The organism is Streptomyces sp. NBC_00096, from assembly GCF_045041305.1.
Classification (GTDB): domain Bacteria; phylum Actinomycetota; class Actinomycetes; order Streptomycetales; family Streptomycetaceae; genus Streptomyces.
The window spans coordinates 6,733,275-6,758,088 of record NZ_CP108221.1; the positions used below are offsets into that span (position 1 = coordinate 6,733,275).

At 69.1% G+C, this 24,814-nt stretch carries 31 protein-coding genes; 16 read left to right on the forward strand and 15 right to left on the reverse strand.

Translation table 11 applies throughout. The features are described from left to right. Positions 1-14: 14 nt before the first annotated feature. From OG904_RS29995 to OG904_RS30030, 8 genes are all read left to right on the forward strand, one after another. Positions 15-878, forward strand: coding sequence for a winged helix-turn-helix transcriptional regulator (locus OG904_RS29995; RefSeq protein ID WP_405496275.1), 864 nt, complete (start codon positions 15-17; stop codon positions 876-878). Further along, complete coding sequence (locus OG904_RS30000; protein WP_405496277.1) at positions 875-1,552, forward strand: winged helix-turn-helix transcriptional regulator; 678 nt, start codon at positions 875-877, stop codon at positions 1,550-1,552. Before OG904_RS29995 ends, OG904_RS30000 begins: the two co-directional genes overlap by 4 nt. Positions 1,553-1,658: 106 nt before the next feature. Then, on the forward strand, positions 1,659-2,930 hold the full coding sequence (locus OG904_RS30005) for an MFS transporter (protein ID WP_405496279.1): 1,272 nt from the start codon (positions 1,659-1,661) through the stop codon (positions 2,928-2,930). A 483-nt stretch (positions 2,931-3,413) separates the two neighbouring features. Beyond that, on the forward strand, positions 3,414-4,694 hold the full coding sequence (locus OG904_RS30010) for an acetyl-CoA carboxylase biotin carboxylase subunit family protein (RefSeq protein ID WP_405496281.1): 1,281 nt from the start codon (positions 3,414-3,416) through the stop codon (positions 4,692-4,694). After that, positions 4,694-5,569, forward strand: coding sequence for a DUF317 domain-containing protein (locus OG904_RS30015; protein ID WP_405496283.1), 876 nt, complete (start codon positions 4,694-4,696; stop codon positions 5,567-5,569). The genes OG904_RS30010 and OG904_RS30015 overlap by 1 nt, the downstream gene beginning before the upstream one ends. Before the next feature lie 24 nt (positions 5,570-5,593). Further along, a complete protein-coding gene (locus OG904_RS30020) occupies positions 5,594-6,079 on the forward strand; it encodes a hypothetical protein (RefSeq protein ID WP_405496285.1) in 486 nt (161 codons plus the stop codon). Positions 6,080-6,459: 380 nt separating this feature from the next. Beyond that, positions 6,460-7,149 (forward strand): prealbumin-like fold domain-containing protein, encoded by a 690-nt coding sequence (locus OG904_RS30025; protein WP_405496287.1) that lies wholly within the window; start codon positions 6,460-6,462, stop codon positions 7,147-7,149. Positions 7,150-7,224: 75 nt separating this feature from the next. Continuing rightward, the gene (locus OG904_RS30030; protein WP_405496289.1) at positions 7,225-7,674 is read left to right on the forward strand and encodes a hypothetical protein; all 450 of its coding nucleotides are present in this window, start codon (positions 7,225-7,227) and stop codon (positions 7,672-7,674) included. A 235-nt stretch (positions 7,675-7,909) separates the two neighbouring features. On the opposite strand, the gene OG904_RS30035 is transcribed toward OG904_RS30030, so the two are convergent. Further along, positions 7,910-8,326 (reverse strand): hypothetical protein, encoded by a 417-nt coding sequence (locus OG904_RS30035; protein WP_405496291.1) that lies wholly within the window; start codon positions 8,324-8,326, stop codon positions 7,910-7,912. A 507-nt stretch (positions 8,327-8,833) separates the two neighbouring features. On the opposite strand from OG904_RS30035, the gene OG904_RS30040 reads away from it, so the two are divergent. The 4 genes from OG904_RS30040 to OG904_RS30055 all read left to right on the forward strand — a co-directional run bounded on the left by OG904_RS30040 (position 8,834) and on the right by OG904_RS30055 (position 10,288). Then, entirely contained in the window at positions 8,834-9,202 is a 369-nt protein-coding gene (locus OG904_RS30040; protein ID WP_405496293.1) for an RNA recognition motif domain-containing protein, read from the forward strand. Further along, positions 9,199-9,531, forward strand: coding sequence for a YidB family protein (locus OG904_RS30045; protein WP_405496295.1), 333 nt, complete (start codon positions 9,199-9,201; stop codon positions 9,529-9,531). The genes OG904_RS30040 and OG904_RS30045 overlap by 4 nt, the downstream gene beginning before the upstream one ends. A 254-nt stretch (positions 9,532-9,785) precedes the next feature. Next, positions 9,786-10,025, forward strand: a complete 240-nt coding sequence (locus OG904_RS30050; protein WP_405496297.1) for a hypothetical protein — start codon at positions 9,786-9,788, stop codon at positions 10,023-10,025. Next, positions 10,022-10,288, forward strand: a complete 267-nt coding sequence (locus OG904_RS30055) for a LexA family protein (protein ID WP_405496298.1) — start codon at positions 10,022-10,024, stop codon at positions 10,286-10,288. The genes OG904_RS30050 and OG904_RS30055 overlap by 4 nt, the downstream gene beginning before the upstream one ends. A gap of 76 nt (positions 10,289-10,364) precedes the next feature. On the opposite strand, the gene OG904_RS30060 is transcribed toward OG904_RS30055, so the two are convergent. After that, a complete protein-coding gene (locus OG904_RS30060) occupies positions 10,365-10,649 on the reverse strand; it encodes a DUF6087 family protein (RefSeq protein WP_405496299.1) in 285 nt (94 codons plus the stop codon). Between the two features lie 308 nt (positions 10,650-10,957). Here OG904_RS30060 and OG904_RS30065 point away from each other — a divergent pair, with 308 nt between their 5' ends. The 3 genes from OG904_RS30065 to OG904_RS30075 all read left to right on the forward strand — a co-directional run bounded on the left by OG904_RS30065 (position 10,958) and on the right by OG904_RS30075 (position 12,417). Further along, positions 10,958-11,311: a DUF317 domain-containing protein gene (locus OG904_RS30065; RefSeq protein WP_327250973.1), complete on the forward strand. Its 354-nt coding sequence runs from the start codon at positions 10,958-10,960 to the stop codon at positions 11,309-11,311. A 61-nt stretch (positions 11,312-11,372) separates the two neighbouring features. After that, positions 11,373-11,660: a hypothetical protein gene (locus OG904_RS30070; protein ID WP_405496301.1), complete on the forward strand. Its 288-nt coding sequence runs from the start codon at positions 11,373-11,375 to the stop codon at positions 11,658-11,660. A gap of 7 nt (positions 11,661-11,667) precedes the next feature. Further along, positions 11,668-12,417 (forward strand): DUF317 domain-containing protein, encoded by a 750-nt coding sequence (locus OG904_RS30075; RefSeq protein WP_405496303.1) that lies wholly within the window; start codon positions 11,668-11,670, stop codon positions 12,415-12,417. A 104-nt stretch (positions 12,418-12,521) separates the two neighbouring features. Here OG904_RS30075 and OG904_RS30080 read toward each other — a convergent pair whose 3' ends face one another. The 10 genes from OG904_RS30080 to OG904_RS30125 form a co-directional block, all read right to left on the reverse strand. Further along, a complete protein-coding gene (locus OG904_RS30080; protein WP_405496305.1) occupies positions 12,522-13,061 on the reverse strand; it encodes a hypothetical protein in 540 nt (179 codons plus the stop codon). 236 nt (positions 13,062-13,297) lie between these two features. Then, positions 13,298-13,759, reverse strand: coding sequence for a hypothetical protein (locus OG904_RS30085; protein WP_405496307.1), 462 nt, complete (start codon positions 13,757-13,759; stop codon positions 13,298-13,300). 80 nt (positions 13,760-13,839) lie between these two features. After that, complete coding sequence (locus OG904_RS30090; RefSeq protein WP_405496309.1) at positions 13,840-15,558, reverse strand: relaxase/mobilization nuclease domain-containing protein; 1,719 nt, start codon at positions 15,556-15,558, stop codon at positions 13,840-13,842. A gap of 15 nt (positions 15,559-15,573) precedes the next feature. Beyond that, entirely contained in the window at positions 15,574-16,209 is a 636-nt protein-coding gene (locus tag OG904_RS30095; RefSeq protein ID WP_405496311.1) for a MobC family plasmid mobilization relaxosome protein, read from the reverse strand. Continuing rightward, positions 16,206-16,451, reverse strand: a complete 246-nt coding sequence (locus tag OG904_RS30100; RefSeq protein ID WP_405496313.1) for a hypothetical protein — start codon at positions 16,449-16,451, stop codon at positions 16,206-16,208. The genes OG904_RS30095 and OG904_RS30100 overlap by 4 nt, the downstream gene beginning before the upstream one ends. A gap of 99 nt (positions 16,452-16,550) precedes the next feature. Beyond that, positions 16,551-17,717 (reverse strand): DUF2637 domain-containing protein, encoded by a 1,167-nt coding sequence (locus OG904_RS30105; protein WP_405496315.1) that lies wholly within the window; start codon positions 17,715-17,717, stop codon positions 16,551-16,553. After that, positions 17,714-18,334, reverse strand: coding sequence for a WhiB family transcriptional regulator (locus tag OG904_RS30110; protein WP_405496317.1), 621 nt, complete (start codon positions 18,332-18,334; stop codon positions 17,714-17,716). Before OG904_RS30110 ends, OG904_RS30105 begins: the two co-directional genes overlap by 4 nt. Before the next feature lie 111 nt (positions 18,335-18,445). Next, positions 18,446-19,183, reverse strand: a complete 738-nt coding sequence (locus OG904_RS30115) for an ATP-binding protein (RefSeq protein ID WP_405496319.1) — start codon at positions 19,181-19,183, stop codon at positions 18,446-18,448. Beyond that, positions 19,180-20,241 carry a hypothetical protein gene (locus tag OG904_RS30120; protein WP_405496321.1) on the reverse strand — a complete coding sequence of 354 codons (1,062 nt, stop codon included), beginning with the start codon at positions 20,239-20,241 and terminating at the stop codon, positions 19,180-19,182. The genes OG904_RS30115 and OG904_RS30120 overlap by 4 nt, the downstream gene beginning before the upstream one ends. Continuing rightward, positions 20,241-20,561 (reverse strand): transcriptional regulator, encoded by a 321-nt coding sequence (locus OG904_RS30125; RefSeq protein WP_405496323.1) that lies wholly within the window; start codon positions 20,559-20,561, stop codon positions 20,241-20,243. Before OG904_RS30125 ends, OG904_RS30120 begins: the two co-directional genes overlap by 1 nt. Before the next feature lie 525 nt (positions 20,562-21,086). Between OG904_RS30125 and OG904_RS30130 the strand changes: the two genes are divergently transcribed. Further along, positions 21,087-21,941 carry a helix-turn-helix domain-containing protein gene (locus OG904_RS30130; protein ID WP_405496325.1) on the forward strand — a complete coding sequence of 285 codons (855 nt, stop codon included), beginning with the start codon at positions 21,087-21,089 and terminating at the stop codon, positions 21,939-21,941. Positions 21,942-21,978: 37 nt separating this feature from the next. On the opposite strand, the gene OG904_RS30135 is transcribed toward OG904_RS30130, so the two are convergent. From OG904_RS30135 to OG904_RS30145, 3 genes are read right to left on the reverse strand one after another with little or no spacing between them, the layout of a single operon-like run. Further along, positions 21,979-23,154 carry an amidohydrolase family protein gene (locus OG904_RS30135; protein ID WP_405496327.1) on the reverse strand — a complete coding sequence of 392 codons (1,176 nt, stop codon included), beginning with the start codon at positions 23,152-23,154 and terminating at the stop codon, positions 21,979-21,981. Between the two features lie 26 nt (positions 23,155-23,180). Next, positions 23,181-24,290, reverse strand: coding sequence for an MAB_1171c family putative transporter (locus OG904_RS30140; protein ID WP_405496329.1), 1,110 nt, complete (start codon positions 24,288-24,290; stop codon positions 23,181-23,183). Then, the gene (locus OG904_RS30145; protein WP_405496331.1) at positions 24,290-24,778 is read right to left on the reverse strand and encodes a hypothetical protein; all 489 of its coding nucleotides are present in this window, start codon (positions 24,776-24,778) and stop codon (positions 24,290-24,292) included. The genes OG904_RS30140 and OG904_RS30145 overlap by 1 nt, the downstream gene beginning before the upstream one ends. Positions 24,779-24,814: the final 36 nt, after the last annotated feature.

The following is a 24,814-nucleotide window of genomic DNA, read 5'->3' on the forward strand; positions in this document are numbered from 1 at the left end:
CAGGAGATCCTCCCGTGGCTACCCCCGGCCTGCCCCGCCCCATCGCGAAAGACCTCTCCCGCGTCACCGAGGCCCTCGACATGCTCAGCCCCCGCTGGAGCGTGTGGACCCTGATGACCCTCGGGGAACAGCCCCTGCGCTACACCGACATCAAGACGCGGCTGCCGATGCTCTTCGACGCCCAGCTCTCCGGCCGGCTGACCACGCTCACCGCTGACGGGCTCGTCGACCGGCACGAGGAGTCGGCCCGACACGTCACCTACCAACTCTCCGGACGCGGACGCAGTCTGGGAACGGTCATCGCCGCCCTCGCAACCTACGGGGACACCCACCTCGACAAGATCAAGAAGCCCAACCGGATCACAGGTGAACTGGAGCCAGAGCGGATACCCGCGGCCCAGAACGCCGAGGACACCCTCAAGCTGATCACGCCGAAGTACGCCACCTCCCTGCTGTGGGCCCTGCGCTCCCAGCCGAGCGCCTCGGGCCGCGATCTCGCCGACGTCGTCCTCGACCACGCCACCACGACAGCTCCGATCTACCAGCCGCTGCGCCAGCTCGTCGAGGACGGCCTCGTCGACCGGCTCGGCCACAGCAGCTACCGGCTCTCCCGCCAGGGCGAAGCCCTCACCAACACCTTCGAGGCCCTGTCCACCTGGGCCGCCGGCCGCGCCAAGGCCACCCCGCACCCGCTGTGGGTACCCGCCTCCGCTCCCAGCCGCCCGGTCATGTGGGCCGCCAACAGCTCGCCCTCCCAGCGGCCCGCATCGACGGTGGCCACGCCGGAGAGCACGGTGCAGCAGCGCCTCGGCCTGTTCTCCCACGGGATCCCCGACAGGCCCCGATCCGGGTCCTCCATGGGAGGCCGCGTCCGATGACGCAGCCCAGCCCCGAGACCGAACCCCTCGTGCGCGCGGCGACGCTTCTCAGCTATCGGTGGACCACGAGGATCATCACCGAACTCGACGACAACGGGCCCGTCGCCCGGCGTCGAGGCAGCCTGCCGGCCACGTTCCCCGATATCCCGGTCGACGTCCTGAAGACGGCCGTGGCCGGACTGCGCCGCCGTGGGCTCCTCCGCCGCGAGACCCTCAGCACCGGCGAGCGCCAGCTCAGGCTCACGCAGGCGGGCACTGGCCTTGCGGACGTGTACGACCAGCTCGGCCGATGGGCCCGCCAACACGACTACCCCGGCGGTCAAAGCGACTTCGTCAACCGAGTCGAAGCCACCCTCGGCCTGCTGCGCGACCCCAACACCGTCACCGTGCTGCTCAACCCCCATGCACCGTACGAAGCCAGCCGGGTCGCCCGAGCTGTCGACGCGGGCTTGGTCCGCCAAGGCGCACGCGTCCCGTGGATCTTGACCGACACCGGACGCGAACTGCGAGGACCGCTGGCCGAACTGCAGGCCTGGGCCACCGCGAACACCGCACTCGTCCAGCGCGTGCGGCACACACGGCCTGCCCCGCCTGTGGCCAAGGTGCAGGCGGCTATCCCCGGCGTAGCGAAGGGAGCCGCCCTGCCCGGAGCGGTACCCCGGCGCTCCGCCTAGCAACGGGCCCCTCCAAGCGGCACGCTCCCGGCGCACCAGCGCCGGGCCACGAGGGCTGAAGACTCCCGGCCACCACCCATCGGCCACACCCCGACTGAAAGTGATCATGACCCGTCACAGAGCCGCTGGTGGCCGCCACGCCCGCCTGCCCGACCACGGCATCTTCCGCCGCATCTACCTGCCGCGGACCATGGATGCCGCCGCGTTCAACCTGGGCACCTACGGGATCCCGCTGCTCGTCCTGGCCACCACGTCCTCGGCCATGCTGACCGGCCTCGCCTTCGTCCTGGAATGGATTCCCCGGATCGGAGCATTCGTCGGTGCAGGCGCAGCCGTCGACCGCCACGGCGCGGCTCGAGTCTTCCGTACGGCGACGACCATCCGGACTCTCGTCGTCACCACGGCGGTCCTGGCCCTGACCTTCATCGACGACAAGCTCATCACCACCATCTCGGTGATGGCCCTCGCCGCCGTCATCGGCGTCCTCACCGAATACTCCTACGTCGCCGCGGAGACCGCCGGCGGCGCCGCCAGCCGGGAACCAGGCCGAGTCGAGCACCGCGTGCAGTCCGTACTGCTCAGCATCGACCAGTCCGCCACCCTCGCCGGACCCGCCGCCGGCGCCTTCCTCCTCCAGTACGCCGGCCAGCAGACCCTGCTCGTCACCATCGGCGCGCTCTCACTCCTGGCCGCCGTCACCTCTCCCCGGGCCCGCCGGACCCAGCCCAACCCCGAGAACACAACCGTCCGCCAGGGCCTGCGCATGGGCTGGTCGACCCTCAGGGCACTCCCTGCCCTCGGATGGTTGATCGCAGGCCTGACCGTCAGCAACTTCGCCACCGGCCTCCTCCAGGCCGCGGCCCCCGTGATCGTCGTACAGAACTTCGGCCTCAGCACCGCGTCCGTCGGCCTCATCTGGTCCGCCGCCGCGACGGCCGCCCTCCTCGCAACGACCCTGTCCCGATTCGCCATCGACCGCTTCGGGCTCTGGCCCGTCGGCACAGCGGGAGCCCTGATCGCCTCTCTCGGCGGCATCGCCGTCTCCCAGGCCGACGCCTACACGCCCTTCCTGGTCCTCGTCGCCGTCCTGATGGCCGGCGAAGGCGCCATGACCGTGGTCCTGCGCACTCTGCGCTCCCGCCTCATCCCGCGCGACGTCTTCGGCGCCACCCTCAGCATCACCATCCTGATCATGCTGCTGCCCTTCCCGATCGCCGGCGTACTCGTCGCCATCACCCCGCCCGCAGCCCTCGGCCACGTCATGACCGGCTGCGCAGCTCTCCAGGCCATCGGCCTGGCCACCGCGTTCTGGCGCCTGCGCCGCGATCCCGCCCTGCACGACACGAACAGACCAGCACTCGAACCGGTAGCCGCTTGAGCCCCGACCCACGGAGAGCCATGCCGTCCCCGAACCGCCACACCTCGTCGTTCAGCACCGACCAGGCCGTGGCCGCCGCAAGCCTTCTACGAAGCCTCACCTCACGGCTCCACAGCCTTCCCGGGCCCGAAGCGGAATCCCTCGCCCAGTCGCTGCTCGTCCCCGCCGGACTCGTGCACGACCTACGCGTGCTCGCCGAAGCCGCGACTGCCCGTGCCGGAATCACGACACCTCCTGGCGAAGCTCCACTGCCCGAGCTCCGCCAGCATCCGGCCGACGTCGAGCAGCGACCGGGTGGCAGGCCCGCTCCGGTCAGGCGGCCACCGAACCGGTCGTCCTCTCCGGGCACCCGAAGTCTGACCCACCCGATGGCCTCCGTCGCGCCGGAGTAGCCACCCGCCCACTTTCCCGGCCCGCGCTGATCCGGCACCGAGAGCGGGCCACCGCCTCCAACGAACCTCTAGAACGGGACCCTTCCGACCCTTGTCTTCCACTCACACCGCCCCCTCCCGCCCCGTCGTCCTGGTGGTCGCCCCCAACGACTTCCTCTACCGGGGCTACTGCCTGCAGGCGGTAGCCGCCGCCTACGACACCGTCGTCATCACCCCGAGCCCCATCACCTGGGAGCACGAGCTGGTCATCGACCACGAGACGGCCGATCCGTACGACCGCCATGCCCTGCTGAGCGCGGGCGAACTCCTCGCCGCGCGCAACCCCGTTGCCGCAGTCGTCACCTGGAACGAGACGCTCCTCGTCGCGACCGCGCACCTGGCCCAGCACCTGGGCGTCCTCACCGACGACCCCCAGGTCCTCCATGCTTGCCGCGACAAGGCCACCAGCCGTGCCCAGTTCGCCCGCCATCGCGTTCCCTCCGCGCAGTCCATCAAGGTGGTCTCCCTCCTGGAGAGCGCCCTCGCGGCGGAATCCATCGGCTACCCCGTGGTGCTCAAGCCAGCTGGTCAGGCAGGCAGTGTCGGCGTGATCCGGGTGGACAAGGCCGAAGAGCTCCCGGAGGCGTACGAGTTCGCGACCGCCGGGGCAAACCTGCACGGCGGCGACTCCAACGACGTCCTGGTCGAGGAGTACCTCGACGGGCCGGAGATCTCCGTCGAGTGCGTCACCCACCAGGGCCAGACCACCGCCGTGGCCGTCACGCGCAAGGAGCTGGGTTTCGAGCCCTACTTCGAGGAGACCGGCCACAGCGTGGACGCGGCCGACCCGCTGCTCGCCGAGGCCGGCCCGATCGCCACGGCCGCCGTGGCCGCCCTCGGGGTGACGACCGGCATCTCCCACGTCGAGCTCCGGCTCACCGCGACCGGCCCACGGATCATTGAGGTCAACCAGCGGATCGGCGGCGACCTGATCGGCCGCCTGGTCCAGCTCGCGACGGGCATCGACCTGCCCCGCGCCGCCGCAGACCTCGCCCTTGGTATCGCACCCGACCTCACCCCCACCCGCCGGCAGGCTGCTGCCGTACGCCTGCTCTACCCCGATGTCTCGGGAACCGTCATCGAGCGCGGCATCGACCCCAGCCTGCTCGACGCGGACTGGCTGGCTCAGGTCAGCTGGATCAGCGCGGTCGGCGACCAGGTCGTCCTGCCTCCCGAGGGCGACGTCGATGTCGCCCGGGTCGGCCTCGTCGTCGTGACCGCAGCGGACGCGGCCCAGGCCGCCGCCCGTATCCAGGAAGCCCAGGACCACATCACGGTCGTCGTCCGCCCCACGCCGGGGAAACCCGTCAGCAGCACCGGGGGACAGAACTGATGGGGGAGAGTCTCCCCGGCGCCGAAGCCGAAGACCTCGACGGCGATGTCTACGTCACCCCCCGCTACCTCGCCGGCTCCACCGCGATCGGAGACCCAGGGCTTCAGCCCCTGCGCGACCTGGGCTGGCCACTCGAACACGATGACCTCGGCAACTGCTACGTGACCGCACCCAACCGACGCGTCCGACTCGGCTACCTCCCCGAAGGCGAGGACGACGGCCTCTGGCGGATCTCCGCCTACCGCGACCCGCACGCCGCCCCTGTCTGGGGCGTCTGCTTCAGCGACACAGCGCCCACCGAGTTCGTCACCGCGTTCACCGAAGCCCTCGCGCAGAGCTACACCGAAGGACCCCAGACCTACCTTCCCCACATGAAGGGGAGCGCCTACGACGGGCTCGTTCCGCTGATCCACAACGGGTGGAAGCTGACCCGTGCTGAAGAACGGACCCTCGAATGGACGTCGCCCGACAAACTTGCGGGCGTCGCCTTCACCACCGGTGACCTCGACCCCGAGATGGAGTTCACCACCCTGGACGCCCGGTGGCTCATCTGGGGTGGCCCGCAGGGATGGCACCGCTGGTACGCGACGGCCTCCTCCGAGACCCCCGTCAACCTCGTCACCGCGATCACCGCGGCGATTGCGGATCCGGCCCCGATCCTGCGCTGGGAGCAGGAGATGCCAAAGGTGCTGCGCGAGCGCGCCGAGCTCACCCCAGTGCGACCGGCCCCGCCCAAGGCACCGACACCTCTCGACGTCGCCCGTTCCCGCCCCCGAACACTGCCCAGCGCCCGCACACACAGCGTCCCGCGCTGGTCGACCAGCACCGCACCGAGCGCGCGCCTCCCCGCGCCCACCCGCCGGCCGGGCCCCTGAACCTGAACCTCTGGAGCTGCTGAATTGTCCCTACAGCCACGCTGGTTCTTCGACCAGGAACTCGCCCTCAGCCTCCCCGGCGGCACGGTCATCGGACAGAGCTACTACGCGACGCCCAGTCCCCGGAGCTCACTGCGCCTGCGAGTCGACTTCCATCCGACCATCCGCCAGGGCGAGTACGGGGGACTGCGCGTCCGGATCCTCCACGAAGACAAGGGCACGATCGACGACGTGGTCCTGTCCTTCGCTGAACACCGAACCTTCCAGCGCCGCGACCAAGCCGCCGGCAGCTACCCGGGCCTCAGCGGGCACGGCGTCTTCACCGACTACACCACCGCCAAGGGCGGACCCGGCTGGTCAGGAGGCGACTGGACGCCACTGAGGGAGGCCATCACGGGCTACGCCGACCTCTGGTTCCCCCCGAAACGCCCTCGGGGAGCTGTCCGGTCAGCCGCGGCCCCGACCCTCCAGGCCACACCAGCGAAGTCCGTGACCACCCCCAGGCGATGAACCGCACGTCAGTAGGACAGTCACCCACTTCCACCCGATGTCCCCAGCACGGTAGACCGCTCTTCCCGAGCAGCCGCCACCCCCACCACCCACCACCAGGAGCAGCACCACTTGCCCAGCCGCCGCACAGCCCCAGTCCTCACCCTCACCGCGCTGACCGCCACCATTCCCTTCGCCCACGCCAACGCGAGCCCCGACCCGTCCACCCCGCCGCCGACCCCGACCGAGCGCTCCGCGACGACGGGCGGGATTGAGATCCAGAAGAAGGACCGGCCGGAGACGTTCTCGCCGGCGCTTCCTTCGCCCTCCTCGACGCCTCCGGCAAGCCGGCGGCCGAAGGGAAGACCGGCGCCGATGGCCTCCTGCGCCTCGACGGCCTTATGCCCGGGGCCTACCGCCTCAAGGAGACCGCCAGCGGGAGCCCGATCCACGACACCGTCGCTGACCAGGACGTCATCATCACGGATGCCGTCACACCCCTGGTGATCATCGACCCGTTCAAGGTGGCCGATCTGATCGTCAAGAAGACCGACAAGGAGACCGGCAAGCCCTTGCCCGGCGCGGTGATCAACGTGACACCTGCCGGCACAAAGGGGGAGGCGGTCACCCTGACCACGGGACCCGACGGCACCGCCAAGGCCAAGCTGCCGGTCTTCGCACGAGCAGGCACCGCCTACATCGCCACCGAGACGAAGGCTCCGGGCGGATACCAGCTGTCGGCCAAGCCGGTGACCGTCACCGCGAAGCCGGGCGCACAGGTCACCGCAGAGTTCACCAACTCGAAGATCCCGCCTGCCAAGCCCCCGACCAGCACGCCGCCGACCTCCCCGGCCTCGCCCAAGCCGAGTACTTCGGTCACCCCTGCGGCGACGGCCTCCGCATCCCCGTCAAGCACGCCCACGGTCGCCGAGACGGCGTCGAGCACCACCACCCCCGCGCCGACTGGCTCCCTCGCCAACACAGGGGGTGGCGCAGCCCGATGGATCGGCGTCCTGGCCGGGGGCCTGATCATCGCCGGCGGCGGAGCCGTCTGGGCCTTGCGCCGGCGGACAGAGCGAACGACCCACTGACCGCTCCTTCGCCGACACCCTCCACGCAGAACAGACGGCCAGCCCACGCTGGCCTCCGCCTATCCCAGGAGCTCCATGCCTGACTCGATCGAGCCCGACATCCTTTACGGGCAGACTCCCGGTAGTTCGCATCCGCTGTGGGTTGCCGTGTTCAAGGACCTGCCCCATGCCGTTGCCGTACTGGAACGGTATGGCTTCGGGCCGACCATGATCGGCGATCTGGAACTCTTCGCTCTCCCAGAAGAGACCGGCACGCAGCTGAGCGCCGAACTGCACCTTGCGTCATACGCGGAGCTGGCCAACGCCGGCTACACGGTCTTGTCCACCCCCGCTCACCCGGCCCTCCCCATCGAACAGCTCGGACGAATCGAACGACGTACGGCCCTGGGGGCCGCCCGCCCTCTCTCCGCAGCGCCTGTAGCGATACAGGGGGTGAGCCCCGGCAATCCGACGACGGCCATACCAGCCGCGAAGCCCGCCGTGCCGGACACCTTCCGCCGTCCTCCGACACGTGGTGGCAGCTGATGTCCTGCGACATCGATGCTTGAGTGGTTCGGGCCAAGACGCCGACGGGCGGTACATCGCATCACGATGTACCGCCCGTCGAATCGTCGTGCCCACGGACCTGGTCGCGGGAGCTATCGACTGGGCTCCCCGGCGCCGAGTGGGCGTCAGCTATCTCAAGCGTGCACGGCATCACGCGGATCAAAACGTGGCGCGACCCACCCGCCCTGATGCCTGGGCTGCCGGGTTGGCTTCGCTACCAGGCGAGACGTTCTTCTCCGTCAAAGGAGAACACCGTTACGCGGGCGCCGTCCGTGTTCTCGTCAAAGAGCTTCTGTACGGCCTTGGCTTCGCGCTCATCGTCAACTCGCACGTTTTCGTTGAGGTCGCCGTCGTCGGCAATCAGCCGAAGGTACCGGTCCTCAGAGATGCCCAGCAGGATGTACTCAGTCCGCTCGAGGATGGGCACTTCCACGGTCGCGTCGGCCGCAAACTTCTCCTCGTACTTCTTGCCGCTGAACAGGTCGACGCCCACGATGTTCACGCGCGGGTCGGCGGCATCCACGCTCACGATCTTGCAGGCCCGCCCCTTCAGCATCACGTAGCCGCCCTTGCTCAGCTCCGACACCTTCGTCGGCGCTGTTACCTGTGCTGCAACATCTTCCGCGGTCATCTCTTCTCCTGAGGGTAGGTCTGAGCGGACACCGATGATCTACGGCGCCGCGAAACGACGACCCTATCCAGCGCGTGAGCGCCAGACCGGGGGAATGCTCCCAGACACGGGAATGGCGCGAATGCGGTCCACTCCTGCTGGAAATCGGCCATGGAGCTTCTGCCGGGCAGCACCTCGCCCTACCTCTGCACGTCCCGGGAGTGGTGCTCAGTAGCTCCGCGCGGGCAGCTGGACGTGGGCAAGCACGGCCACTCGCAGCACCCCCTTACCTGCCTGATCAAGATCCGATGGCACGAGCTAGCTGATGATCAAACTTCGATGGCATTGATCAAAGTTCCCTGTCACGGGACAACAGGTGTCCTGTGACAGCGAACCTTGATCGTGTGCCATCGAAGTTTGGTCGCGTTCACGCCGGGCAGTGACCGGTTTCCCCTCTACGGTTTGCGCTGTCCGTCTCGTGGACAGGGTCGGCGCGTATTGGTGTTGATCTATCGGTCTGGAGCCTTGGTGAACAAACGGTTGTACGTCGGAGGTCTGTCCTACAGCGTTGATGACGACGGGCTGAGGGAGCTGTTCACGAGGGCGGGGGAGGTGTCGTTCGTCAAGGTCATCCGTGACTTCCACACGGGCCGGAGCAAGGGCTTCGGCTTCGTGGAGATGGCCACGCCTGAGGCCGCGAAGGGTGCAGTCGACGAGCTGCACGGGAGCATCCACGAGCGACGCACGATTACCGTCAGCGAGGCGAACCCTCCCGAGACCGTGTCCGGGAGGGCGGCCGGGTCGGTTGCCAGGCATCTCGGCGGGGCCGGTAGCGGCGCCCGCAGCAGGCTGCGCGAACTGGGCCGTGAGGCCTCGGAGAAGGGGAAGAGCCAGTGACCGCAGACAACGCCGGGGCCCCGGACGACATGGAAGTCCTGCTCGTACATCTGGCCGACCAGGGCTATGCCGACCAGGTGGGCTCCTGGATGAGCCCGGACGTCACCAACCTCCCGATCACCGGGCAGGAGCTGCTTAGGGCCCTGCCCGCAGAGTCCTTGAACGACCTCGCCGCTGAGCTGAACCTCTCGGTCCAGGAGTACGCCGACTACCTGGCCCAGGAGCTTCCCGCGCTCGTTGACGGCCTGAGCCCCCAAGGTGAACTGCCCGAGAACCAGGACGATGAAGACGCCTTGTGGGCCTTCGCGGTCGAAGAAGCCGGCGCCTGACCCCTCGGCCCGTTCGGCGGGCAGATCCACAGAACCTGGCTTCGCACTGGCCCGGGCCGCCTCCCGACTGGGAGGCGGCCCGGGCCAGAGCCATGTCTCACGACAGCGGGACCTCACGCCACTACGCCGGTCAGTGAATTTTCGATGGCACGCGATCAAGGTTCGCTGTCACAGGGCAACAGGACAGCTGACCGTGACCCACGGCCTCAGCGTTCAAGTCGCACATAGATTCGAATGCGTGTTTGAATGGACGGATGCAGTTCATCCGTTTTCCTGACGATCTCCTGGCGCTGCAAACAGCCTGGTTGTGTACGTACGAGGCTATGGCCGTCACGCCTGCCGGAATGGGCACCAGCCTGCACCGGCGCCGGCTCATCCAGCTCTCCTGCGACATCGCGGCTCACCCCTTCTGGACGATGCCGGGGCGCTCGACGGCCGCACGAGTGGAGCTGCTGCGGCAGGCACGTGCGGATCGTTGGGCGCGCGCCGCGTGAACCGGATCACGCCCAGGCAGTGGGCAATCCTCGAAGCGCTCCGCGATCATCTGGCCGAGTGCGGGGTTGGCCTCACGGTGCGGGAGCTCGGGGAGAGGGTTGGGCTGGCCAGCAGTAGCAGTGCTTCGCACCGGCTTCACCGGCTGGAGGCGGCGCGGCTACTGACCCGGAGCGGGAGGGAGTGGACGACGGTGACGTTGACCGGCGCCGCGGTGAAGCTGCTCGCCCACCGGCCCTTGGTGGGATCTCGTCGGGTGGTGTAGCTGGACCGGACGCAGGTGGCGAACAGCCGGCGGGCATCAGCGAGTCTCCCGTGGGGTCTCCGGATAGGCCGCCTAGTCAGGGCTTGCGGTGGCGGCCTGGCTGCTTCGGCGGCGCTGGCTGCGCGCGCTGCTGCGGCTGGGGTGTCGGGTAGAGGATCCGACACGCCTCCGCGAAGTCGTCCACGATCATCAGCGCCTGCCAGGCAAAACCGTCCCACTCCAAGATCATGCGCGGGGCATCGGGGTTCACATGGGCCGCGCGATGCGGGCCACTTCCGAGCGTGACGGCCTTGAGCTCGCCGGGTGCACGCAGGCGCCCTTGGCGGCGTGCGGCCCACCGGTCGAGGGGTTCGTCGTTCATGGGCTTCCCTCCGTGAAGAGCAGCACCCTACCGAAGTCGCACAGCAAGCCGCTGCCATCTCCGGCGCACTGTGTGTATCCAGGCGGCGACACGTACCGCCACCGTCGTGCGTTGGGCGCGGAGCCCCATTCACAATCGAAGAACGCCGAGCGAGGGCGGCACCCCATCAGGGGTGCCGCCCTCGCTCTGTTCTGTCCGGACATCGCTCACGGCAGACGGGTAAGACGCGCACACCTCTGGAGCGACCGGCCGACCCATGTCAAGGTTGACCCCTTCCCCGAAACCGCAGGTCAGAGAGGTGTTCACGCATGACCGTCGAGATAGGACGCCCCGGCTTCTCCACGACCATCGAGGCCCTGCGGATCCGGACGTGGATGCTCGGACGGGGCCAGCCCTCCCAGGTGATCGACCAGTTCACGGCCGAGGACTTCCACTTCGTGGTGGACGACAGAGCCGACATGCACATCGCCAGTAAGGACGGGCGCCTCTACCTCGGCTGGTTCCCCGACGGCCGACCGGGCCAAAGCGATGAGGGATGGCGGCTGGCCGTCACGGGAACGGCAACCGTGCCCGGCTACAGCATCGGCTTCGACGTCGAAACCCCAGCTCATCTCGTCGCCTCGGTGGTCGCCGCCGTCATCTCCACCTCACGTCCGGCCTGAAGCCCAGATCGTCGAGCACGACTCCCCAGCCAGCTCTTCAACAACCAGCCCCGGAGGCTCCGTGCGTCCCATCGCCAGTGACCCCACCAACACCGAGATCATCGAGCACCTTTCGCGCTACGCCCCCGGCACCGCGGTGCGCATGGCCATCAACCCCGAATTCCCCTACGCCCACACGCTGGGAGGCATCGTGCTGGGCGTGGGCCACGACGGTAGCCCCGTCATCTACATCGGGGAGGCGGGACAGGCGGGCTTCTTGCCGGCCCTCACCGCCCAGGAGCTGGGCTGGCACCCGCGCACCGTCGTGCCGGCCAGGACGCGCCGAGGAGTAGGAGCCACTGACCAGTGACCATCCAGTGGAAGCCCCGGAGGCGCCCCTGAACGCGGAACAGCCCGAAGAGCGTCCGAGCGTCGACGTGCTCTGGGTCAGCCCGAGACACCTGGCCGGCGACGACGGAGAGCTGGCGGAACGTGTGGGAGACGAGCTCGTCGGCGCCGGATGGTCGTACTGGGTCACAGCACGCCGGACGCTCTTCTACGCGAGCCCCGATCAACTCCGCTGTGCCGAATGGGTCATGGCCGATCCGCTCACCACGGAGCTGGCTGACCTGCCTGTCGCCTGGGAGATCTCCGCACGCGAGGACTCGTCGCGCGCCACCGTGAACTGGACGGCCTACTTCACCCGCGGCGTGCCCTACGAAGCCGTTGCGACCTTCGCCCTCGCCGTTGCGGATCGCACGGAACCCGCGTGGGGTTTCGACGGCCCCGAGGCCGTCCCCGAGATGCTGGTGCCCGGCGGCTGGCAGGGCGACGTGGACGACCCGAACTTCACGCTCTGGGACGATTCCTTCACGGCGTGCATGACCCGGGCGCCGCTTCCTGGCGGGATTCATGACCAGGACCCCCGCCCCGATATGCCCGGCTGGCAGGCCTGGTCCCAGCCGGAAGTCGCGGGTCCGTACCTGTGGGTCGCTGCGTTCAGCACGTCCACACCGCATGAGCTGGTCGCGGCCTTCGCGGCAGGCCTGGTCGGCGAGGCGCCCGTTCCGCGCCGCGTCCTGCCGGCGTCTTCCCGGGCACGTCTTACGATCCGGCCTTCCCTCTGACGAGGGCGCAACTGGAGGTTGATCAGCGACGCACGTGATCCGCATACAGAGCCCTGGCCCCCAGCGAGATTCTTCGCTCGGGGCCAGGGCGTTTTCGGGGCGCGTCAGCCTGCGGGCTTCAGAGCCTTCGCCAGTGCCTTGTCCACGTGGGCGTCGACCAGGGCGGGGCTCCCCGAGAGGACGATCAGTACGTTGCCGGAGCGGACGGCGATCTGCTTCATCACGCTGGGGCGTCCGCCTGCCGTGAGCGTGAGGACGTGCCCCCACTGCTCATCGCCGCGCTGGGGCGTGGTCACCTTCTGAACGGTCACGTCGATGGGGACGTTGCCAGAGACCATCTGGTACTTCGGGCACGACTCCATGGCGGTGAAGATCTCCCGGGACCGGACGGAGATCTTCTCCTCGGTGTCGCTGTAGACCTCTTCGCTCAGGTCGGAATCCTTCGAGGCGTACGTGAAGGACACCTTGGCCTGGTTGGGGAAGTCCAGCGAGCCGTCCGCCGGTCCGGAGCCGAGCTTCTCCAGAGCAGGGCACCCGACGACAGCCATGTCGTCGTGCTTCGACGTCGTCTCGGGCTTCACCCGGTAGTCGGAGCCCAGATCGATCAGGTCCAGCAAGCGGGGGCCGAGTTCAGCACTGGTCAAAGGCTTCGCGGATACGCCGGATCCGTCGCTGCTCTTCGCCTCTGCTCGGGCCGATGAGGCCGGCGCGGAAGGTGCGGCAGCCTGGGAACAGCCGGTCAGCGCGAGGGCTCCCAGAGCCGTCAGGCTGAGCAGATTCTTGACGTTGTTTCGCATATGTTATTCCCCAGAATTCGTGTGCGGCCGTACGCTACCCCGATCACCTCGGGTGGGGTAGATCCATCTCGCCTGGTGTGCGATCAGAGGATCACTCCCGCGAAGGTTCCGTCGTAGCCGAACGAGGCCTCGCCATCCTTCCTGCTGGTGTAGAGACCCTCGACCGGCCCGGCGGTCCGCTCGTACCAGGCCGAGTCCAGCCCGGGAACGGGGGTGTCGTGTCCGGAGCGGCAGCGGACCCACACCCGCCCGCCGGAGTTCAGTACGAGCCAGTCGCGGTACACGCCGCACTCCGCGCAGGAAATCACGACCCCGTCCACGGTCAACGGCGCCCAGTAGCGCATCATCGACCCGGCCAGATCCCCGGCCGCCGGGACGTGGAGCTCCGCCGGTATCTCAAGCTCTACGTCCTCGGGCTCCATGTTGCTGGGCTCGGTACTCGCCGGGGCAGGCCGGGCGGGCTCCTCAGCCGCCGCGATCAGTTCTGCCGCGGCAGCACGGAACTCGTTGGCCTGGTCGTGGTGTCGGTTGTGCCGGCGGAACATGGGTGCCTCCCGGGCCTGGTGTGTGGTGGCAGGGGAGAATCCTCTCCCGGCAGCGGTTCGTACTTCTACTAAGGAAACGATCAGCGGCCCGGCGCCGGACGATCCTGTCGAGGGCTGCCCTGACCTGGGACGGAGCTCTGTCGCGAGCGGATGGTGCTAGCCCTGGTGCCCTTTGCGGGAGAGTCCGTGCCAGCGGCGGCAGGCAGGTCTGCCAGCCGGCGAAGGCGCCACACCAGCACGTCGGACATCGACTCCGCGGTGTCCAACTCGCGGCGCGAGGCGGCCTCGGCCAGTAGCGGGACCACGTCATGGCCTGCTGCCTCGGCCTCGGCGAGCGTTGCGGCCAGTGCCGGCCACCCGGCCTCGTCGAGCACCCGCTGTGCGAGATCCGGGACCGCCTCGCGCATGGCGGAGCTGTATCTGCGCTGGAGAGGCAGGGTCAGCTGGCGGCCCCGTTCACGCAGGACGCTCAGCGGCGCCACGGCGGCGTTGCGGTACGCCGCACGCAGGTGCTCGGCTGTCTGCTGCGCCGCCGCGGCCTGCTGGGCGTGGCCCTTCTTCGCATGCCAGGCGGCGGCGGTGATGACGAGGAAGAACAGCATGTCGATGACCATGGCCGTGCCAGCGCCGTCCTCACCACGCCCCAAGGCAGGACCGCCCCGTACGAGGTCGCGGGCTGCCTGACGCAGGACACGGTCCTGCTGCCGTTCGGCACGGATATGAGAGCGCGATGCCCGCTCGAACGCGAAGGCGGCGTCGGAGAGTTCACGCCGGGTGTGGGCGGCGCTGGTCTTGGCCAGGGCGTCGAGCACTTCTCCGACGTCAGCGATCTGGGCGGCTGCCGCGCCGTCGTCGTCCTGGCCGATGACCAGCAGTGCAGTCCACACCGCACCGGTCGCCGAGCGACGGGCCTGCGACGGCCTCGGCTGCGGGCTGCCGACCGCGGTCTCGTCGGGAGCCTCCTGCCCTTCGTATCGCTGGCGAATTCGAGGGAGGGAGAGGTCGGGAGCCAGCTTGGCGCCGGCGTAGAAGATCGGTTCGACGTCCTTGTTCCGGTCCGAGGGCAGGGCGACCTTGTAGCCGAGGAGATCGCCGCTGGGTGCGACGCGGCGTACGACGAGGAGGCCGGAGGCACCGAGCCGGTCGAAGAACTCGGCGTCGTTCGCGGCGCCGGCCACCGCGCGGCGGACGGTCTCGCGGAGCTCCTCGCGCGCGGTACGGGTCCGGCCGGTGCGCTCCGCCTTGTGTCGCTCGGCGCTGGTGGGCCGCTGGGCTGCGGTGCGGTCGCCGGAGTTGAGGCGGCGCAGCCCGAGTTCGGCTTCCAGGCGGCGGGCTTCGTCCTGGACGCGCTGGGCGTCGTTGTCGAGGTCGGGTTTGTAGCCGTCCTCGCGGACGAGGGTGGCGATGATGTGGATGTGGTCGTCGGCGTGCCGGACCGCAGCCCAGCGGCATCCCGCCCCTTGGTCCGGGTCGTCGATTCCGGCTGCGGCAACCATGCGCCGGGCGACGTCCGCCCACTCCTCGTCGGTCAGGATCCGGTCGGTGGGGGCGTTGCGGACCGACAGGTGCCACACATGCTGGGTTGGGCGGCTGCCCTCGTCAACGTTCTGTACCGGCTGGTCGAGGAGGCGCCGGAGCTGCTTCAAGGTGGCCTGCGGGTCGCGGCCGGGGTCGGGGGCGTTGTCGTCCCAGGAAGCCACCAGGTGCGGGTCGGTGTGCTCCTCGTACTTGCCCGGCCCGTACAGGTAGGCGAGCAGGCCGATGGTGCGTTTCCCGCGGTTGTGGATCCTGGGGATCATGCCGGTGTTGTCCTTCTAGGTCTGGTTCAGCAGGTGGTCGGTGGCGGCCTGGACGCGGTCCACGGCCCGGCGGACGGCGGCGAGGACCGCGTCCAGTTCTTCGGGCTGGCCGCCGGAGTTGATGGCGCGGGTGATCTGGTTGAGATTGGTGCCGACGCGGCCGAGGTGCCGGCGGGCGGCGAACAGCTCCGAGACCATCTCGCGGTGGCCGGCGATGGCGGCGGCGCTGTTGTCGAGGTCGTGCGCAGCGGCCATGCCGCTGCGGGCGAGGAAGGCGGGCAGGGTCGTGTGGACTGCTGCTGCGGCGCTCGACAGCAAGGTCTTCTCGTCGTCGTTCAGGCGGACGCTGCAGACGTGACTTCGCTTGTCGGATGGCGGCTTGGGGGAGCGCTTACGCGAACTGTTCGGTGCGACGCGCTGTCGGCGTCGTGGCGGTTGCTTCTCCTCCGGCTGCGATCCGCCCTCGGTCGCTGCCTCCCGGACCAGTGCCCCCCGGCGCTGGTCCGGACCCGCCACCCCCGGGGCGGGCTCTGGCCAAGACACCTTCCCCAACGGGGAAGAGTGTCTTGGCCGATAACTTGCTCGCCCTGAGGTCGAGTTGATGTGTGCCTGGTTGACCTCGTGGATCGGATCCGAGAGCGGGTCGGTCATCGGCTGACGCCCCGGATTGCGTTCTCGTCGCGCTGGACCCGGGCTGCGAGGTCCAGCAGATCTTCGGGGCCGGGCAGCACCAGCACGGGTGACTTCGGCCCCTCCTGGACCAGCCATTGACCGGTGGGCGCGGGCAGGACGGCGTGCAGGTGCCCGCGGCGCACGAGTACATCGGCCCAAGCGGAGGCAACGGCGTGGGTGTTCGCCGACTGCGAGGGCTGGCTGGCGGTCGATGAGGACACGAGGACTCCTTGGGGGCTGAGCGGGGCGTCGGAGCTGTCTCCGGGCCGCCCCGCTCTGTGATGTGTTGCCGACTGGTCAAGACGCGCGTTGTCCGCGCGTCAGCGGGTTCGCCGCTTCGGTCGAGGCAGATGCTCCAGCGCGGGGTCCTGGTAGAGGACCTCTTGCAGCTCCCGGAACCGCTCGTTGCTGATCGTGAGGCGCTGGTCGCGTAGGTACGGTCCGATCACTCTGCGGGTCATCCGGCCGCCGGCCAGAGCCGCATCGCGCGCGATCGGGACGAGCACTTCCAAGGGGATCGGATCGGGGAAGGGGCCGCTGGTCTGGTCCACCGCGTCTTCGAGCCCCCGGCCTCCGTGATCCTCTGAGGCTGCTTCTGGTCCGGCCGCAGGAGGCTCCGGCACGGGTTCCGCATCATCAACGTGGTCCGCTGCCAGGTCTGGTCCGCCGTCCTCGACGGGGTGCGGGAGGGCTTGGTCCGCGACACCACCTGCGGCTTTGGTAGAACGGTCGTGTTCGGGATCGGGCTCGCCGGAGGCGAAGTCTTCCCCCGAGTGCGGCCAGTGGTCCGCTGCTGGGATGCCGCTGCTCACCGTGCTGAGCAGGGCTTGGTCCGCCTTGCGGACGACGGTCTGGCCGCCGGCCCCGTTGCACGGATCGGGGCGTGCGGTGTGGTCCGCCGGCTCTTGGCCCGCCTGAACGTTGCTCGAGCGCGGGTGGTCTGGTCCGGCGGCGCCCTCCTCTGCGTCGGCGGACCGGGCGACAGGTGTGTCGGACCGGACCAGCGAAGTGGCTTGCTGGTCAGCAGTGTTGGTCCGCGTCTGGTCCGTGGGGTGGTGCCGCGTGATGAGGATGTAGAGGTGGACCGCGCCGGCGAGCGCGAGGGGGGCGAGCGTGGACAGGATCGCCACCACGGTGTCGCCCAGGCGCAGGCCGCTGGGACTGGGTGCCTGCTGGTTGAGGCGCACCGCGTGAAGTGCGTTCGCCCAGATGCTGGATGCGGTGGCCGTACCGAAGAGCGTCCACACGTAAAGCCGTGCACGCAGGGGGGCTTCGGCGAGCACCAGCAGGGCCCGTACGCCGTAGGCGATGAAGCCGTCGACTACCAGCGGAAACAGGTAGGTCAGGAATCCGCGGACGTGGATGGCCACGGCCATCTGCTGGAGGGCGTCGTACGACAGCGCGCAGCCGGCCGTGCCGAGGGTGATGATGGCGAGGCGGTCCCAGAAGCCGATGGGGGCGGCGGCATGCGCGGGGGAGTCCTTCACGCGGCTTCCCCATAGGCCGTGCGAGTTTCCGAGTCGCAGGAAGCTGCGGCGTCTGTGACGGCCACGGACGAGGCCTTCGCTGGTCCGCCGGCCTCACGCGTGGCGGACATCTGCTGGAGCCACTGGTGGTCGCGCGCCGATACCTCCTTGGCCTGCTCACGCATCAGCTTGCGGGTGTAGTCGAAATCGCTCTGCAGCAGCATCGCCAGACGTTCGACGCTCCACTCACGGAGGTAGGCCTGGCGGACCACAGCGTTGCGCTCGGGGATCGACAGGGCTACATCGCGGCCCCGGAAGACGGCGTGTACGCGGTTGTAGTCCAGACGCTTGGCGACCTTGTTGTGGAAGGGGCGTCGGTCCTTCTCCGTGAGTCCGGCTCGGAATCCCTTCCGGGCGTCGCTGTCCATGGCCCCGTCGAAGCACTGCTGCACGACCGGGCAGCTCTTGCAGATGGACCGGGCTTCCTCGGTGCTCTTGCTGCTGGTGGCCGTGGGGAAAAAGACCTCGCCAGCCTTGGCGGGGTCCATGCCGTAGCAGGAGCCTCGCTCGGTCCAGCTGCGATCGGTGATCCCGAGCATGCCGACGATGGGGTTCTCGTGGGTGGTGATGTATCGCAAGGTGTTCTCCGTTGTGCTTCACGGCCGGCACGCGGTCACCACGGCGCTGCAGCAGTGCAGCGCGGCGTGGCGGGTCCAGGCGGTGGGGTTGGCAGGGGGAGCGGAGGCTGGTCAGGCGGAGGTTCGCGTCCGGCGGCGATCCGGTCCGGTCATGGCGATCTGCTGGCACATTCCGACGAGGCGCGAGGCGACCCGGTCGCCGATCTGCTCGCGCAGCACCGGCTGCTCGGCAGGCATCGAGGGGGTGCGCGCGGGGGCGAGGTTGCTGGTGATCAGCGTCGGCAGCTCGCGGTTGTACCGGTGGTTGATCAGCCGGTACGTCAGCTCCTCGGTGAACCGGGTGGTCGTTGCCGCGCCCAGGTCGTCCAGGTGCAGGAGCGGTATCCGCACCAGGCGCCGCAGCATCCACGCCGGGTCGACACCCTGCCGAGGGCGCATGTCGGCGTACAGGTCGGCGGCCGTGACGGACTCCCACCGGACGACGATGCCGGTGGCGATCAGGGCCCGTATCGCGGCGAAGGCTTCGTACGTCTTGCCGACCCCGGTCGCTCCGAGCAGGAGCAGCGAGGGGCCCGTCGCGATCTCCCGACGCCCGGCGGTATGGGGGGCCGAGGCGCGCTCGACGACGTCGTCCACCCACTGGCTGACCCGTGGGTCTGAGATCGTCGCCTGCTGGTAGCGCGGGGGGATCCGGCCGTGCGCCGCCTCCAGCGCGGGAATCGCTGCCGGCGTGTCGGCCACCGGCCGGTCCGGATCGATCCCCATCGCCGCGAACTTCGCCCGGATGCGGCTCACCGAGGTGGTGTCGCCCAGCGCCAGTGGCTGAGGGGTGTGCTTGCGTCGGGTCACAGGGACTCCTCGTAGACCGAGCTGTCGGAGGGGTTCTGCCAGGGCTGATAGGCGGGCCGGGGGCTGGCCCAGAGCCCCGCGCCGGAGGCGGATGCCGGCGGGGAGGCGTTCAGCGCCTCATTGACCAGGCTCGGGAGGACGCTGGGGTGCAGGCCCTTGACGCGGAGGCGCTCCAGGGCGGCCCGGATGACCGCCGGGTCGAAGCCTTCTTCCAGCAGTCCCTTGGTGTGGCGGCCGATCAGTCCGCGCACCGTCTGCGGTACCGGTTGAGAGCAGGCCGACACGTACTCGGCCAGCAGGTCCTTTGCCGATATCGATCCGGGTGCGGACTCCGGCGCGGGGGCAGCGCCCCCCTTAGGGAAAGATCCAGGATCCAGGATCCTAGATCCAGAGGCTGAGGCTTCGCGCAGTTGTATCGAGGCCTCATCGAGAACCGTCTGACCTGCGGATTCCTCAGGGCCTCCGGGGAGGGCTTGCTGGCGGGCCGATGGAGTCGACCTGAGGCTGGTGTTGCTTGCGGGGCGGGAGGCTGCGGGGGCAGCCGATGGCGCCGAATCGGTCGAAACGGGGTGATCGAGGGCTCGTCGAGTGTTCATCGAGTCGCGCGTGCTGGCACCGCAGAGCTCGGCGGGAGTGGTCGGTGCCGCCGTAGTGGCCGGAGCGGAGGTGGCCGGGCACGAGGCCCCGTCGCACTCGCTGCACTTGCTGTGGCTCTGGTGCACGGGGCACCGCGGTCGCCGTGACGCCGAGGCGCGGTCGATCTTCTGGTGCTTCTCCCAGGTCACGAAGTGCAGGTACTGGCCGCCGTCGCATCCGGTGTAGCGGCAGATGAGACCTGCGCCGGCCAGCTGTTCGAGGTCCCTGGCCACGTCTGCCGGAGTGTGGTCGGCGCGGAGAGCCCAGAGCCGTCCGGCGATGATCGCAGGGTGGTCGCGAAAGCGACCGTGGTCGTCGGCCTGGGTGAGCAGCCCGAAGAAGGTGACCATGGCGGTGACGTCGACCGATGCCAGGTCCTCCGACTCGAAGGCCTCGGGCTTGATCGTGCGGATGCGCGCCATCAGGCGGCACCGCCATCGAGCGCACCGGACCGAAGGTCAAAGGTGCGGCGTGCTGCCCAGTTGGCTGCAGGGTAGGTGCGGATCACCCAGCGGGCGGCGACGTGTGCCTGGGTGCGGCTGATCCGAACCGCCTGCCCGTCGGCGCCGGTGGCCCTCACGTCGAGGTGGGGCCAGGTTGTGCGGCCGTCCTGCAGGCGGATGTGGAGGTCGGCGACCTGCGGCAGCATCGTGGTGAGCTGCTGGGCAAGCGCGCGGGCCCGCAGAGTCGGTATCTCGGCGTGAGCCGGACTTTGCGGCCTTTCGCGCAGGGGTGTGGACATGCAACACTCTCCCGTGATGATTCCGCACCGCTGTCCATGGAAAGGGGCCGGCGCGGAGTGAAGTAGGTGATCTGCCGGGCCCTTGCCGGGGCCCGAGGTGATCTGCTGGGCAGCGCAGGAGAGTTGACGCTCTCCCAGCTGCACAGTCGGCGTCTGGGAGTTCCTCCCCGGCGCCGTTTCTGTTTGCCTACCCGCCGCTAGTGCGTGACTGGCGCTGTGTCCTCACCGGACCCCTCCCCCTGGTGTGCCCCTTGCCCGGCCGTGTCCGGCGGGGTTGGCAACAAGCTACGCAGACCCCCGCGCAAGATCTAGACATAGCTCTAGAACCGACGTACTCCACGCAGCACCCACCTGACCTGCGGAGAATCCGACCATCACGACTTGGACGCGAGGGGTGGATCTCCGACCGCCGGCCGGTATCGTTCGCTGAGTCGAAGTTATCTGTGTTCAGTGAACCACACAAGTGGCTAAAACTAGGTTTCCTGAATACAGTGAACGCAGGTCGGGGCGGAACGGAGGAGGAGCATGCCAGCACGGACTTTCGATGGGCAGCGTGTACGCACGCTCCGCCGCACCGCAGAGCTGACGCAGGAGGCTGTGGCGGCCGTAGTAGGGGTCCACGCCACCAGCGTGACCGCGTGGGAGAAGGGTGCGAGCCATCCGGATCAGGAGCGGCTCCCGGCTCTCGCTCGTGCGCTGGGGCAGTCGCTCGAAGACCTGTTCCCGCGTGATGGTCTGCCGACCCTGGCGGACCTGAGGGCCGATGCCGGCTTCTTCCAAAACGAGGTGCCGGGGCTCCTGGGCACCAAATCCGCTGGCCCTGTGGCGAACGCGGAGCGGGCCAAGCGACGGCTCTCAGGTGTCTATGTCGAGCCGCTGGCCAAGGCGTACGGCGTGAGTGTCGAGCAGCTGATGGCAGCGCAGGAGCGCTCGTTCGGGATCGAGGTGCCGGAGCCGCACCCCGAGGTTCCCACGAGCCTGGCCGAGAAGATGCGGTATCTCCTGGAGAACCCGGACGACGGCAGCGCGCCACCCTCGGATGCGGAGATCGCGCGCGCGGTCAACGCCTACGTCGGCGCCCAGGTGATCTCTGCGGCCGGCGTTGCGGACCTGCGGAACGGAGTAGTGACCGAGGCGTCCCCGCCGGTGCTGGAGGGGCTGTCCGCTGCCTTCGGCGTCAGTGCCCTCTTCTTCCGGAGCCGCGATGTGGTCAAGAGGCAGGTCGCCGAGGGGCTGACCCTGCTCGCGAACGTGCAGGCTGGCAAGATCCGCGGGTTGAAGGGGCGGCAGATGGGGCCCGAGGGGCTGCCCACCGAGGTCATGGCCCTGATCAACAACATCGTCGCGGAAATCGAAGAGCGGGGCTTGCCCAGCGCCTGACGGCGCCGGGCAAGCCCCGCTTGGTGGTTCCCTGCGTCTACGCGGCCTGGTGCTGGCGGCCGTTGGCGAAGACGGCGCGTACCGCGCTCAGGGCAGACAGGTCTTCGAGCGGGTTGCCGTCCACCAGGAGCAGGTCGGCGCTGTAGCCGGGGGCGATGCGGCCGGTCTGGTCACCTACGCCGAGGGCTGCCGCCGCTTCGCTGGTGGCCATGGCCAGGATCCGGTCTCGGGAGACGCCGAGGTGCTCGTAGAAGCCGAGGGCGCCTACGATGCCGTCGAACCCGGCGCGCTGGACGCCGGCGTCGGTGCCCGCAATCAGGCGGGCTCCGGACTCGGCCATCCGCTGGACGAGCGCGAACATGGCGGCGGCCTTCTCCTCGCCGAAGAAACGGGGGAGCATCCGCCAGTGCGGGCTCACGGCGGGGCAGACGTAGATGCCCTTCTCGATGATCTGTGCCAGGACGTCCTTGCGGAGGTCGAAGCCGTCTTCGGTCATCCAGGTGCAGTGCTCGATGGTGTCGACCCCGACGGCCACTGCGTCGGTGATGGCATCGGTGCCGTGTGCGTGTGCGGCCACCTTCAGGCCGGCCCGGTGGGCCTCCTCGACGACGACGGCGAGCTCGTCTGCGCCGAACTGGCTCTTCCAGCTGGGGGCTCCGCCCTTGGTGAGTCCGCCGCCGCCGGCCATGACCTTGACGACCTTGGCGCCGTCGGCGACATTGCGCCGCACGAGGGCGCGGGCTTCGTCGGCGTTGGAGACCTCACCCCCGAGGAACCAGCAGTGTCCTCCGGGCGGAGTGACGGGGGCCCCTGCTCCGATGATGCGAGGGCCCGGCGCGGTGCCGGTGGCGATTTCCTGGGCGAGACGCAGCGCGAGGCCTCCACGATCGCCGAGGTCGCGGGCCGTGGTGATGCCGGTGGCCAGCAGCTGGTCGGCGCGCTTGCGCATCCCTTCCAACAGGTCCTCGTCGCTGGCTTCCTGCATGGTGGCCACGGGGTCGGCGCCGGCGTCGAAGACGAGGTGGACGTGGGCGTCGATAAGGCCGGGCAGCAGGGTGGAGTCCGCGAAATCCTGACGCGGTTCGTCGCTGCCTGCCTGGGCTTCGACGTCGGCGCGCGGGCCGACGGCAGTGATGATGCCGTCCCGGACGAGTACGGCGCCGTCGGTTACGTCGGCGTCTCCGGTGAGGATGCGGCCAGCTGTGATCAGCATCGGGATTCTCTTTCCGTGAAGGGTGGTCAGGCGGCGCGGAGCGCGTCGGAGAGGGCAAACAGGTGCGCGGCGTCAGCACCGGCGCTGTCGATCTTGGGTACGGCCAGCGGAATGACCGGCTGGGCCTCCTCGGCCCCGAGGACGTCTGCGGCTGCTGCGGAGCGGAGCCGACTCGCCAGGATGGTCGCGTTCATGGCCAGCAGGTCCTCCGTCGTCAGGTCGTCCATGAGCGGGCTGATGCGGACCAGCCCGTCTCGACACTCGACCACGCGCCGGTGGTAGAGGCGGTGCACGCCACGCACACCCCAGGTCTCGAGCACCGTTGGCCGGGAGGCGAGGACGGTCTCGGGGAACCGGTCGGAAAGGAGCCTCCAAAGAGGTTCGAGGCGGCGGTACCCGCGGCGATGCTGCCGCCACACCCGCAGAGCCGACAGGCGGCTGCGGGCGCCGGAGTACGAAACGCCGACGACGAAGAGGAGGATGGAGAGGACCAACAGCATCGCGACGGCGGACATCAGTCCCCTCGGAACGGTGCCGCCCTGCCACCGGGTTGCCACGAAGACCGCTCGGACAGCGCAGGCCGCGGCCATGGCCAGCAGTCCGACCGCTGTGATCCAGAGACCGGTGGAATGCGGACGCGGTGAAAGCCGGGCGTAGCCGACCGTCCAGATGCCGGCGGCGCCCAGGGCGTAGGTCAGGTACAGGCCGGCGACGCCGTAGGACGCGGCGAGCTGGGTGATCGTCATGTCCGCAGTCGAGAAGGACCCGGCGAACACCTCGTGCTGCACCGTCGTGGCCGAGATGACCAGGATGGCCGCGACCCCGAGTACAAAGAGCGCCTCGCGACGTGCCCGACGCCTACTCGTTGTCCGGTCGGCCGATGAGTAGAGGTAGAAGCACATCAGGAAGTACACCGTGCCGAGCAGCAGGATGTTCTGGATGAGCTTGGCCGCGCCGTGGCCGGCGACGGTGTCCACGCCACTGGCTCCGCCCGGCATCGCCACCGGATAGGACAGGGCCGCGCACATGAGGCACAGGGTGACGGAGCGCAGGGCGCCATCCCGGGGTGCCTTCGTGAGCTGGTAGACCTTCCACGCAACGGCGCTGGCCAGGATGAGGAGGAACAGGATCGTCATCACAGCCACCCCTGCCGGTCACCCAGGGCCAGGTTCACGCTGCGCACGGCCGGATCGGAGGCTGGCGGAGGGCCAACCTGCTCCAGAACGGAGGACCACTCCATGATGATCGTGGCCGCCTTCTCCACCTGACACTCCTCCTTGTCGAGGTACGAGCATCGCCCGCCCTCCGTTCCGAAACCTGCGGCGTGGTTCTCCCAGCGGGGGGCCTGAGGCCTGTCGGTCTTTAGGTGGCATAGCTCGTGCAGGATGATGTGGTCCTGGTGGAGCTGGGTCGTGCGCTCCTGGACGACGATGACGTCGGCATCCGGGAGGTCGAGCCAGAAGCCCACGGGCCCCGGCATCGGGAGTGGCGCGCGTCGAATCACAATGGGTCGATCGCGCTGGGCTGCCAGCGCGCTCCGAAGCTCGTCGATGCGCAGCGGGGGCTGCACGCCGAGCTCCTGGAGCTCCAGGCGGATCCGCTTACGAAGCTGCCTGTCCGCCACGCGGTCCGCTCGACCTGCAAGGGAGAAGACTCCTGG

Bases quoted from the DNA above. Each gene is read 5' to 3' on its own strand.
- OG904_RS30000 (WP_405496277.1), top strand. From the start codon at position 875: ATGACGCAGCCCAGCCCCGAGACCGAACCCCTCGTGCGCGCGGCGACG.
- OG904_RS30005 (WP_405496279.1), top strand. From the start codon at position 1,659: ATGACCCGTCACAGAGCCGCTGGTGGCCGCCACGCCCGCCTGCCCGAC.
- OG904_RS30015 (WP_405496283.1), top strand. From the start codon at position 4,694: ATGGGGGAGAGTCTCCCCGGCGCCGAAGCCGAAGACCTCGACGGCGAT.
- OG904_RS30025 (WP_405496287.1), top strand. From the start codon at position 6,460: ATGCCCGGGGCCTACCGCCTCAAGGAGACCGCCAGCGGGAGCCCGATC.
- OG904_RS30030 (WP_405496289.1), top strand. From the start codon at position 7,225: ATGCCTGACTCGATCGAGCCCGACATCCTTTACGGGCAGACTCCCGGT.
- OG904_RS30035 (WP_405496291.1), bottom strand. From the start codon at position 8,326: ATGACCGCGGAAGATGTTGCAGCACAGGTAACAGCGCCGACGAAGGTG.
- OG904_RS30050 (WP_405496297.1), top strand. From the start codon at position 9,786: ATGCAGTTCATCCGTTTTCCTGACGATCTCCTGGCGCTGCAAACAGCC.
- OG904_RS30060 (WP_405496299.1), bottom strand. From the start codon at position 10,649: ATGAACGACGAACCCCTCGACCGGTGGGCCGCACGCCGCCAAGGGCGC.
- OG904_RS30065 (WP_327250973.1), top strand. From the start codon at position 10,958: ATGACCGTCGAGATAGGACGCCCCGGCTTCTCCACGACCATCGAGGCC.
- OG904_RS30085 (WP_405496307.1), bottom strand. From the start codon at position 13,759: ATGTTCCGCCGGCACAACCGACACCACGACCAGGCCAACGAGTTCCGT.
- OG904_RS30090 (WP_405496309.1), bottom strand. From the start codon at position 15,558: ATGATCCCCAGGATCCACAACCGCGGGAAACGCACCATCGGCCTGCTC.
- OG904_RS30095 (WP_405496311.1), bottom strand. From the start codon at position 16,209: ATGACCGACCCGCTCTCGGATCCGATCCACGAGGTCAACCAGGCACAC.
- OG904_RS30120 (WP_405496321.1), bottom strand. From the start codon at position 20,241: ATGGCGCGCATCCGCACGATCAAGCCCGAGGCCTTCGAGTCGGAGGAC.
- OG904_RS30125 (WP_405496323.1), bottom strand. From the start codon at position 20,561: ATGTCCACACCCCTGCGCGAAAGGCCGCAAAGTCCGGCTCACGCCGAG.
- OG904_RS30130 (WP_405496325.1), top strand. From the start codon at position 21,087: ATGCCAGCACGGACTTTCGATGGGCAGCGTGTACGCACGCTCCGCCGC.
- OG904_RS30135 (WP_405496327.1), bottom strand. From the start codon at position 23,154: ATGCTGATCACAGCTGGCCGCATCCTCACCGGAGACGCCGACGTAACC.
- OG904_RS30140 (WP_405496329.1), bottom strand. From the start codon at position 24,290: ATGACGATCCTGTTCCTCCTCATCCTGGCCAGCGCCGTTGCGTGGAAG.